10 protein-coding genes are annotated in these 11528 nt (G+C 50.3%); all 10 read right to left on the minus strand.

Annotation, left to right across the window (positions count from 1 at the left end):
• Positions 1–139: 139 nt before the first annotated feature.
• The gene (locus tag L9P87_RS03820) at positions 140–1285 is read right to left on the minus strand and encodes an alpha/beta hydrolase family protein (protein ID WP_237443353.1); all 1146 of its coding nucleotides are present in this window, start codon (positions 1283–1285) and stop codon (positions 140–142) included.
• A gap of 134 nt (positions 1286–1419) precedes the next feature.
• On the minus strand, positions 1420–2319 hold the full coding sequence (locus L9P87_RS03825) for an alpha/beta hydrolase family protein (protein ID WP_237443354.1): 900 nt from the start codon (positions 2317–2319) through the stop codon (positions 1420–1422).
• A 215-nt stretch (positions 2320–2534) separates the two neighbouring features.
• Positions 2535–3854, minus strand: coding sequence for an MFS transporter (locus L9P87_RS03830; RefSeq protein ID WP_237443355.1), 1320 nt, complete (start codon positions 3852–3854; stop codon positions 2535–2537).
• 80 nt (positions 3855–3934) lie between these two features.
• The gene (locus tag L9P87_RS03835; protein WP_237443356.1) at positions 3935–6349 is read right to left on the minus strand and encodes a TonB-dependent receptor; all 2415 of its coding nucleotides are present in this window, start codon (positions 6347–6349) and stop codon (positions 3935–3937) included.
• A gap of 81 nt (positions 6350–6430) precedes the next feature.
• Positions 6431–6952 (minus strand): DUF1254 domain-containing protein, encoded by a 522-nt coding sequence (locus tag L9P87_RS03840; RefSeq protein WP_237443357.1) that lies wholly within the window; start codon positions 6950–6952, stop codon positions 6431–6433.
• Positions 6949–7557: a DUF1214 domain-containing protein gene (locus tag L9P87_RS03845; protein WP_237443358.1), complete on the minus strand. Its 609-nt coding sequence runs from the start codon at positions 7555–7557 to the stop codon at positions 6949–6951. Before L9P87_RS03845 ends, L9P87_RS03840 begins: the two co-directional genes overlap by 4 nt.
• Positions 7558–7871: 314 nt before the next feature.
• Positions 7872–8498 carry a DUF1254 domain-containing protein gene (locus tag L9P87_RS03850; RefSeq protein WP_237443359.1) on the minus strand — a complete coding sequence of 209 codons (627 nt, stop codon included), beginning with the start codon at positions 8496–8498 and terminating at the stop codon, positions 7872–7874.
• Positions 8495–9034, minus strand: a complete 540-nt coding sequence (locus tag L9P87_RS03855) for a DUF1214 domain-containing protein (RefSeq protein ID WP_237443360.1) — start codon at positions 9032–9034, stop codon at positions 8495–8497. Before L9P87_RS03855 ends, L9P87_RS03850 begins: the two co-directional genes overlap by 4 nt.
• Before the next feature lie 598 nt (positions 9035–9632).
• Complete coding sequence (locus tag L9P87_RS03860; RefSeq protein ID WP_237443361.1) at positions 9633–10763, minus strand: sialate O-acetylesterase; 1131 nt, start codon at positions 10761–10763, stop codon at positions 9633–9635.
• Positions 10764–11040: 277 nt separating this feature from the next.
• A complete protein-coding gene (locus tag L9P87_RS03865) occupies positions 11041–11271 on the minus strand; it encodes a helix-turn-helix domain-containing protein (protein WP_237443362.1) in 231 nt (76 codons plus the stop codon).
• Positions 11272–11528 lie beyond the last annotated feature (257 nt).

Here is an 11528-nt window from a genome sequence, read left to right on the forward strand (position 1 = left end):
CTTTCTTTCTCTTGATATAGTGATGTTAAAGCAACTCTTCACTATCGGTAGTAATGACTCCAAAGCTAGCAAGCCTTTGGGTTTTGAATAAAAAAGGGCCTGAGTCCCCAAGCACTGACATAAAATAGATGGCAACATTTTATCGACGGCGCACACTCAGCTCCGGTATTTCCCTTGGCATAACCTCGTGCAAAAAACGATCGAAATAGCTGCGCTTTTCGCTATCCAAATTGAAGTGAGACTCGAAAAAGCTGTAGATAGTCAACACCGTCGACATTTGTTGCCGCAGCGGGTTCATACCCATGGGTAACGGTGTACTTTGGCAGGGTAAGGGAACCTTCTGATAGAGTATTCCCTGCTCCCGCGTGCCCACCAATTCATGCCAGGGCTCTTCCTCTGTATCGATATTCTTCATGATTGAATCACACGCGATCGAATCAGCATTATTTAGCCAGCGAAAAATACCAGCATACGAAGCGAAGCCTAAGTGAGTGCCTCCTGTTATAGTGACCAAGCTGGATCGAGGCACCCTATCCAGCACTGGTAATGCATGTACGTCATAGGGGACTAGCGCGTCGATATCCGCGGCCAGCATCAAAAAAGGGATGTCGGCATTGTCGTAAAACGACGTCGAAAACGAACTGCTCGGTCCTGCGATGGAGGCAGCGGCTTTAATTCTCGGGTCGCGACGCGTCGGGTGATAACTGACTAGGGTTGTTGTCAGCCCGCCGAGAGAAATGCCTGTCACACCAATGCGGTTCGCATCGATATGACCGTATAAAACATGAGACCCATCTAGCGACCAAGTAATAGCACTATTAATTAAGAACGTTACATCGCCAGGTTGGTTGACGACATCTTTCAACTCAGGCCCCCCTAGTGCACGCCTGTTAGTCAAGGGGAAGTCTGTTGCAATGACGATATAGCCATTACTGGCAAGGTATTCGCCTAAATGCTCACCGCTATCTCGGCTGGAATTAAAACCATGGGAATAAACCACTAGGGGATGCTTTCCCTCTGGGACTTCACCACGAATATTGACGGGATACCAATAAGACGTCTCAAGCGTGCGATTGTCTGTACCCTCAAAATCATTGTTGGTTTGCGTCGGTCGGCCGCCATCCACTAAACGTACATCTTGTCGGACAAAACCATAGCGGTGACTGGCCAAAAGACTCTCACTTTCACTCCCCTCAATCAGAGGCTCAGGCTGTTTTCCGAGGGAAAGAATGCCAACGCCGACAACTAACACGAGAACTATTACAGCAATAATTTTTTTTATCATTAGCACATTTTCTTTCTTAACATAACTGACGACAGCATATCTGCCACATAGATAAAACAGGGAACAGGCATCGACCGGGCGAAGCACTTTTTCATAGCGGCACACGGCCGGTCGATTAACGAGACTCTAGCGCTCTAGTGCTCGTAACTCAGGGTTTTCACCCGTGACTTCTTGACCTCAAGCTTCGACACGGAGCCGTTCTTGAGGTAGGCATCAAAAAACGAAACATGGTAGTAGTTCATCTCGCTATGGAATCGGCTTGACAGCCTTCCATCGGTCCACGCCGAATGACCTGCGCGATCAAATACCTGGCCGTACTTTGAAGGCCAGGTCTGCTGGTAGGTGCCGCCGGGCTGGTTCAGCTCAGATGTGATCGGGTTATCCAAGGTACCGCCCTGATAAAGGGTTTTGACATTAGTCATATTGCTGACCTGGTTTTGTACCATCAATGGCCTGTGCCACGGTGACAGCGCCGCCACCGCGACGATCTCGTTGCGCTTCCAACTACTCCAGGCGCCTGCAACACCCATGCAGGTGTAGCCACCCATGGAATGTCCCATGCAACCAATGCTGGCAAAGTCTTCAACGTACTGGGCATAAGTACTTGATGGCAAGGCGTCGAGAACAGCATGGATGTCATCTGAGCGATCAACATTACTTTGGTCGTTCCAGTTCTCTGGTTCAGCCCACGGGACATCAGGTGTTGTACTGCCCGTTAGGCAGTCATTGTGTTTCGGAGCGACCACAATATAGCCTGCGTCGGCGAGACGGCTTTGAATACCATCGGTACTACCGGGGCAGCTCCCCATCCCGTGGGAGAACATGACCAGCGGATAAACCCCGTTGCCCGCCCGGCGAATCTCAACGTCCACTCCACCAATATTCGCGGTGGTCATAATATCTGCGACCGCCGATGCCACTGGAAATAACGCCAGCGCCAGGAGCATACAGGTTTGTTTTAAGCCTTTACCGCAAAAAGCAGTAGTAAAGGCCACAAAGCGAAAAACATCTTTAGCATGGATTAGCATCTTCATTATTATTTTTCCTGATATTTTATTGTTTGATGGCCGCAGTGCCGACAAGGCATAGACAAGCCATCGCTAAGATCAAAAAAACCGGCACGCCTTACTCGAACGACTGATAATTGCGAAAACACCATGTAGTGGGCTTCATAATTGTCCGCGAGCTAATCATTCTGGTCTCTCTACAACTAACCCCGCCCCAAAACTTTTTTGTTATAGCCATACAACTACAATAAGCTTCGACTCGGGGGGTGATCTATTGGGTTAACCAGCTGTTCACGAACTTGAGACTTGGCAATAAAGGAAGAACCCCAGATGAAGCAAGGGATCGTCAATAAAGACAAAAGGTCAGTCACTAGTAAGGACCAGGTGAGTGAGTTTTCTATCCCTACGCCCTGGAGAAAATCACTAACTACCCCCGTTATAACCGCCCCCATCCCCAGGCCAATCAGGTTACAGGCAATCAACAAAATGGCTGTCATACGCGCTCTCATTTTTGCGGGCGATAAATCCTGTATCGTTGAGAATGCCGGGCCATAGAATGCCGACATTAAGAAAAAACCCGCACACATACCGATATAAAAAAAGGAAGATGACGGATCAGCCAGGCGATAGCCCAGCAATAGTGGCGTCAATACCAGCATAAGAAAAACCAGGAAGCGAATCCTGCCACCCTTGTAGCGTGCGTGGTACCAATCCCCGAGCACGCCACCTAACAAGGTGCCAAGTGTTCCAAATAGTAGAAACAAAATGCCATAGAGAGTTGCGATCTCCGACGCTTCAAAGCCCCGCTCCCTAACCAGCCAAAGCTGTGCAAAGTTAGCGGCGCCAACCGGAATATGTAAAAAAATGGCGCCAAGCATAGTGAGCATTAATGCTGGACGATGCTTTAGTGTGGTCAATAAATGTCGCCAACTTTCGTTATTGATATCATTATCAACAATCGTATCTTTTGCTCCGCGCTGAGGGTCTTTTATAAGCAACAGGGGGAGCACTAGCACCAAACCAATAAACCCCATAATCAGGAAACAATTTCGCCAACCTAATTGCGGCCCCAGCACACCGGCAACAATAAAACTCGCACCGGCACCAAGGGGCACACCAAGATAAAAAATGGCGGAGATCAAACCTCGTTTTTGGGGTGGGTACAGATCCGATAATAACGACATCGATGTCGGAGAAAGGCAGGATTCACCCACACCAATAAATACACGTGCGGTCGCCATTTGTAGAAAATTTTTGGCCATACCTGAGTAAGCGGTTAGTACACTCCACATCACAAGACCGACAGCAATCAACCGTGGACGATGATAACGATCGGCAAAAAATCCCATCACAAGCCCCATAATGGAATAGAAAAAAACAAAAATAACACCCGTCAGTAGACCAAACTCACTATCACTCAAGTTAAGGTCTGCAACCACTTGCGGCCCAAAACTAGCGAGTAAGTTTCTATCTACCATGTTGAGTGTATTCAGTAGCAGCAAAAAACCTAGAATAAGTCCCGGATTGCTTACAATGACTGATTTACTGGAAACTGTGCTCATAAACATATTCTCTATCAATCCCTGAAAACCGCTTATACGAAAAATGTATACGCGGTTTCAGTTAACGCATGGTAAGTCCCTTAGAATCTGTATCGACCTTGAAGAGAAACAGTCCGCGGTGATTCCGGCACACCGTAGTAACTGTTGGAATTAGTTACCGGTAGGTCGCCTTTCCAAAGATACGTCTTTTCATCAGTCAGGTTTTTTCCTACCAAAGCCAGTGTCCAGCTATCCTCAGTACTGGCCAACGCTATACGCGCATTGATGATGGTGGTAGCGTCGTGTTTGGTATTCGGGTCAAGATCCAGCGATGAGAAATACTCATCGCTATAGTTGATATCTAGACCGTTGATCAACTCCATGCTACTACCCACGGGAACAACATACTGAGCAAAAAAGCTGGCACTCCACTCCGGCGCAAATACCAGGGTTTCGTCACTCAGATTCTGGCCCCCTTGCTGGCCCGCTGAGACGATATTGCTGCCATCTTCGAGTAGGCAGCCGGGATTATTCGCCGGGTCCATGGCTTGCGGGGTGGTACAGGTGGCACCTTCAAAGTCTTCATAGTAGGCATCGAGGTAAGCCATTGCACCGCCAACAGTCAGGCGCTCAGACAGCATTATGCGACCACCCAGCTCCACACCCTGACTAACCGCCTCACCGGCATTACCCACACGAAATACATCCCCGACCAGGGAGCTGGTCTGCAGGTTCTCGTACTCCATCCGAAACATAGCGAGGTTCAATTCTGCAGTCCCATCGAGCAGACTCATTTTCGCACCCAGTTCATAAGCGAGAACTTCTTCGTCTTCAACCTCGAGTATCGAGGAATCGTTACCCGCTATAGGGTCACCGACCGGTGCATTTGTAATGGGATTCACCAGACGAATTTCGTATCCGGCGCCGCTGTAGGCCTCATCGAAACCACCCCCCTTGAAACCGGTGCTAACACTGGCGTAGAGCATGGTGTTGTCACTAACATCCCACTGGACGTTACTGGAGAAAGTTACTTTCTCTTCCTCGCGACTCAAGCCAGTAAAGTTGTGCTGGCGGAGATCGGCAATTGAGTAAAAGTTGGCAGGGTTGGAATAAACAAGGAGATCGGGGTTACTGCCGGCCCTGACCTGCAGCCCTTCGGAGTCTGTGCTTTTGTCCAGGCGCTTGCTCTCCTGGTTATAGCGCAGACCCAGCGTCAAGCGCAGGGCATCAGTGGCATTCCAAGTGCCTTGGGCGAACACTGCCCAGCTTTCACCTTCCTGATCAAAGACACTGGGCACACCAGCATCTGGTTGATATAACGCGCTGGTGCTCAAGGGGCCCGACTGTAGGAAATCCACGGTTTCGAGACGGCGGCTAATATCCAGCTCGCTCTGCTGATAATAGGCGCCAGCAATCCAGTCGATCGCTTCTCCACCAGGTGATACCAAACGCAGCTCCTGGCTGTACTGTTCGTAGTCTTCCCATCGTGTCCGGTGGAGAGAGGGTGTGGCGACGAGATCGGTATTGCCCGTAGACTCGAGTTCGTAGGCCGAATAGGCTGAAATTGACGTTAAGGTAGCAAAATCCAGGTTCCAATCGACCGTTAGCGCAAACACGTCTGTGCCGGTCGATTTGCGAGTTCCCACATCCCCAGCGCCCTTGTCTCGATCCGAGATGACTGGGATTGGCACTGCGCCGTCAAAGTTCTGCTGGCCGGCGAAGTCCGACTGGTAAACTACCGACGGGGTATTTTCACTTTGGAAATCTCCGTATTCGTACTTGGCATTGATCTCCAGGTTATCGCTTGCTTCCCAACGCAGACTGCCGCGTGCATACCAGGTGTCAAACCCGGGACCCTTGTCTCCGGTAGCAACATTTTCCCACCAGCCATCTCCCGGCTCATTATGGCGCACCGCTAGGCGACCAGACAGACCGTCGGTCAGGGGCCCGGAGAGCATAAGGTCGTATTGCTGTGCACCGCGCTCAAGTTCGTACATGGTCTCAACCATTCCCTCGAACTCATCGGTGGGCTTGGCGGTAGTCGTATTGATCGCACCGGCAATAGTATTCTTACCAAACAAAATACCTTGGGGGCCTTTGAGAACCTCAACCCGCTCAAGATCCATGGTGGTTGGAACCGCCGCCAACGGTCCACGCCCAGCGTATACACCATCTATATACATACCCACAGACTGCTCAAAGCCCTGGTTAGTGCCAGAACCAATGCCGCGAATAAAAAGGTTCGGTGTACCCGAGCCGGCATTAACGGTGACATTAGGCATATATTGGGTTAACTCCTGCAGCGAAGTGATACCCCTATCATCGATTTTTCCACCACTCATGGTCGCTATTGAGATGGGGACATCCATCAAGCTCTCGGTGCGCTTTTGCGCTGTAACGACAACCTCTTCGAGTTTAAGACTCTCCGCATTTACGCCGACAGCACCAGCAAGGCTAAGACCGGCAATAACGCCCGCCAGCACTGTTTTTTTATAAACAGTTTTCTTATCATTCATGATCAAGTTCCATATTATTATTTATCTTAAGGTTTATTTTTGATTATTATTTAAGCTTTTCGTGCCGCGTCGTTGTTATCTTTACTGTGAATGACAACGACTATCTTCAAGCGCTGCCTGCGCCGGTGAATCATCGCCTATACCCGAGGCGCGCAGCAGCATGATCCCGCGCGCCGTTGGGGATTGAATAACTTCTCCGTGATAGTCTTCCGGGTCGGCATCAGGGCCAATCAGGGTCACCTCAACCTGGGTTCCAACACGAAATTGTTCATCGCGCTGGTTAGTGATACCGGCGAAGTTATCGGTATTCATCTGGTAAAACTGCATGGACCAGTAACGCTCGGGCACCGAGGCGCTAACCTTTACTGGCTCCTGCTCCAGGTTGTACGCACAAAGTGCGTAGAACAGATCCGGGCTTGGACGCACCACATCTCGCGAGGTCTCATCGGGCCGAGACCCCACCGCTATCTGGTTGTAGCCCACACGCTCTCCGCCCTTACTGTATAGGCGCTCCATAATCAGGTTCGGCACCAGCATGGCCAAGGGGTACTGCCCCAGCCAGCCACACACTAAAATTGCGGCTGTCCAACGTAACCAACTCATGAGCATCCCTCCAAAGCAACTACCGGTAGCGATGCTGTTGCTGGTTGTTGCAGATAAGCATCACCTGGGGTGTAAAGACGTAACAACAGATCAAAGTCGTTCTTGCTAGATTTACTCGCGACAGGCGCTCCAGACGGACCAACCGGCAGCCAGTTGCCATCGGCTTGTTCGGCGCTTAAATGAATCACCCAACTACCGTCATCACCGCGAATAATGTTCTCGTTATTGAACGAGTAGCGTTTTTCCTGATTGGGGATCAGATAGTAATCCCAGCCATAGGCAGTAATGCTCCACCAGTCAGCATCGTAGTCGTCGCCCTCAATGCGGTAGCGACAGTTCAAGCTCAAAGGCTGCCCCCCCACCGATTTCAGGTGGTAGTACATCGAGTCCTCACGGGTAGAAGCCAGCAATCCGCTTATGGCAATAACCGCCCTGACCATTACATCAGCATCGGCTGAACCAATACTCTCACTGGTATACCAGTCACCATTTTTCAGGGAGCTTTTTCCCAGCCCGTGTTTGATGGTAAGGAACAAAAAAAGAACCGAGACGGCTAGGACAAGTAGCACTGCCAGCGGCCAGCGAAATGCGCGCAGTTTGTTCATGATCGTAATTTCCCTGAATTCATATTTACGTTACTCCTGATGTCGATGGCTATCTGTTGACCAATCTAGCGATATTTTCGGCTCCGTGCGTCCGAGCAAATGTGTCCGGACGTCGAATTTCAAAAAAATTTTCTAATCTCGCTCGATTTGAAGGCTAGCGAGGGTCGGAACACAATAACTTTTACTCTCCCTGTTCTTCAGTGAGCGCTTGCGTCTCAATGGCCAATTAAAGTGATAAGCAGAAGCAAACAGAAAGTACCGTCAAGCTGGCTTTTCGACAGTAGAAAAAAAGCGCGACCGCCGATACAGACGTTTCATGATGAAGCTTCCTCATTATAATTGTTGTTGTTTTTTTTCTTATCTATGCGATTAACTTGTTGCCGATTGCCCGTGTGCTGTACCTCCTGCTCTTGTGCTCTACAGCGACTGTTTTCAAGAGACGCCTGCGCCTGGGAGTCATCGCCAATAGCCGAGGCGCGCAGCAGCATGACACCACGCGTCGTGGGTGATTGAATCACTTCGCCCTGACCTTCACTCAAGAATTCAGCCGGGTTGGCATCGGGGCCAACCAGAGTCACTTCAACATTTTTACCAGCTCGAAAACTTTGCTCACGCTGATTACTGATACCGGCGAAGTTATCGGTATTCATCTGGTAAAGCTGCATGGACCAGTAACGCTCGGGCACCGAGGCGCTAATTGTCACCGGCCCTTGTTCTAGGTTGTAGATGCAACTGGCGTACAACAGATCCGGGCTTGGACGCACCACATCTCGCGAGGTCTCATCGGGCCGAGAACGCATCGCTATCTGGTTGTAGCCCACTCTCTCTACGCCCTTACTGTATAAGCGCTCCATAATCATGTTCGGCACCAGCATGGCCAAGGGGTACTGCCCCAGCCAGCCACACACTAAAATTGCGGCGGTCCAACGTAACCAACTCATGAACAGCTCTCCACAGTAACAACAGGTAGCGGTGCCGATTCAGGGTTCTTTAGGTAGGCATCGCCAGGGGTATAAAGGCGTAACGAAAGATCAAAGTCGTAATCGCTAGACTGATCCGCGGCGGCCGCTCCGGACGGCCCAACAGGCAACCAGTTACCATCGGCTTGTTCGACGCTTAAATGAATCACCCAACTACCGTCATCACCGCGAATAATGTTCTCGCTATTGAACGAGTAGCGTTTTTCCTGATTGGGGATCAGAAAGTAATCCCAACCATAGGCGGTGATGCTCCACCAGTTGGCGTCGTAGTTATTGCCTTCTATTCGATAGCGGCAGTTCAAGCGCAAAGGTTCGCCGTCGACGGCGTTAAGCTTGTAATACATGGAGTTTTCGCGGGTGGAGGCCAGCAATCCGCTTATGGCAACAGTCGCCCTGACCATTACATCAGCATCGGCTGAACCACTACTCTCACGGGTGTACCAGTCACCATTTGTCAGGGAGCCGTTCCCTAGGCCCTGTTTGATGCTCAGAACCAAAAAAAGAACCGAGACGGCTAGGACAAGTAGCACGGCCACGGGCCAGCGAAATGCGCGCAGTTTGTTCATGTTCGTAATTTCCCTGAATATCATGCGTGCCACACTGGCGAGGCATCGCAAAAAGCCGCCCATACCCGTGTCGATTTGAGACTTGATGAGTCCATGGTTTTTTGGGATTCATATTTACGTTAGCTCCAGTGTCGGTGGCTAACTGTTGACCAATCTAGCGATGTTTTCGGCTCCGTGCGTCCGAGCAAATGTGTTCGGACGTCGAATTTCAAAAATATTTCTAATCTCGCGAGTACCGGCGGCCCACCGAAAGTCTGGGCATAGACGGTCTGGCACGGAGTACCGCGCGGTCATTTACGATCGAGTAGGAATCTGGTATCGACTGGGGTTCACTGCTGATATTGAGGGTATTTGTGTAATTCTAGCAGGCCATCAACGGACATAAACCCCGATACTAGGCGATAACTAGGGGCCGCTTTGTGGTTTGCCCCCTATTTTACGGACCACCTAATTAGCGCGATACTATGCGTGGAGGTGTGTAGAGGTACAACGAAGGTTTAAGCTACAGGCACTGAGGCTGGTTTTTCGGTTAGTTGGCCTGTGTTAGATAGACCTCTGCAAACTTCCTCCCCACCATTCGTATGCCCTCAGGTGTATGATGGGTTTCGTCTGCGCCTTTAGGAATATCGCGGTCAATCACTGGATAGATGAAAGGCCGCTCGAACTGCACCATCCACTGCTGGTGGATCACATGCAAGAGGAATGGTCTGCTAGGGTCCGGTGGCGAGACACTGTCGGGGTCTAAGTCAGTGATATCATCCGGGAAGGCATCGATATCGGCAGTGCCCCGGGTTGTGCCTACTAAAAACGGGAGAGTATTGGGGGTAATCCCGTTGTTGCGAAAGGCGTCCACAATCGATAGGAAATTCTCGCCCCAAACCTCCGCCGTGACACGCCGCCTACCATCAGCGGCGCCCTGCTTGTAGAGAAAGCCTTCGAAGGTGATGTCAGGATGCGCCTGGATGGCTGCCGTAATATTGGAGACCAGAACTGCAGCGTTTTCTCCTCCGGGAACCCAGGTACTGATCAGGCTTCCGCCCACCGCATACTTGACGATGCCGATCGTGGAGTCCGGGCACGCGGCGTGCAGTGTCCAGGCAAAGGCGAGCTCCGGCCCGTACCGGGGCCCATGATCAGCGTTTTCGGTGCTCAAACCCAGACGCTTCCAACTCCCCTCGTCCCACATCTGGAGCTGATCAGTACCCGTTTCGTAAGCTGTGGGCAGTGTGCCGGGGCGGCCATAGGCAGACACCATATTTGACTGACCTGCAGCGAGAAATACGTGCATGGTGGGGTCGCTCTCGTCCCAAGGGCACTCCAGTGTGGCACCGAGAAACGCTTCTTGTAGTACCACATTCACAGTCCGTGTAACGGTTGTAGCAGCATTACCAGCTGCATCGGACACGTTATAACTTAGTGTGTAGGTATCAGTTGTTGCAGTGTCGACCGCTCCAGTAACAATCGTAGTTAATCCTGTATCGACATCATCAGACACCGACGAACCCGGGTCAGTAAAGGTTGAGCCTGCCTCTATTGTCATCGGGTTATCACCCATTAAGGTAATAACCGGTGGCGTGGTATCAGATTTACCGCCACCGCTACCGCCACAGGCTGATAGTAATGAGAACGCTAATACGACTAACAAATAACAGATTTTCATTTTTCTGTACCCTATAAACAGCGTCTTTAATTATTAATGGCCGCTCTATCCCATAACTCTCGAACGGGGAAAGTGTTCTTATCTGACAGGTATTTTCCAGCTTTTTGACGGCCAATGTATCCGGGCAAACTTGCCCGTACCTTATTTATCAATATTTTCTCTATATCTGGACTCCGTCCGGAAAACAAACCGCAGAATAGAGCAGCCACCATTAAAAGGTGAGCCTAGTCATCGCTGACTTGGCACGACCGCTTAAAAAACGTACAGAAAACTCGGGTTATTTTACGCCGTCATCCGCGGCAGAGGATTGTTCCATCCCTCGCTTGAACTGGGTGGGCGTCATATTGGTGGCACGTTTGAAAGCGTCATAGAAGCTGGATTTCGACTTGAAACCCACTTCAATGGCCAGTTCTACGATGGGCATATTCGAAGTGTCGGGATCCAGCAATATACGGCGAGCCGCCTCTATCCGATAGTTATTGACGAAACTGAGCCTTTGGGCATACACCAGATTTTCGCAGAATTTTTAACTCTTCAAGTTTTACCCGAGCTTCAGCCAAACTGAAGCTGGAGATAGTTCCCTATTTTCAACTGAGTCAGCTTTTCAGTCTCAGGGCTTCTGTAACGATAGAAAAATGTCTTAGTACACCCGTTCGCACATTTCACCCACAATCCAGTATTTTCTCAAGAATCCAACATGACCGGACTGCCAGGTTTCATGGTCTCAATCGCTCTTGCTGATAGTGGTTTAATCATTGGTCTGAT

This window comes from Sinobacterium norvegicum (genome assembly GCF_923077115.1).
In the GTDB taxonomy this organism is placed as follows: Bacteria; Pseudomonadota; Gammaproteobacteria; order Pseudomonadales; family Sinobacteriaceae; genus Sinobacterium; species Sinobacterium norvegicum.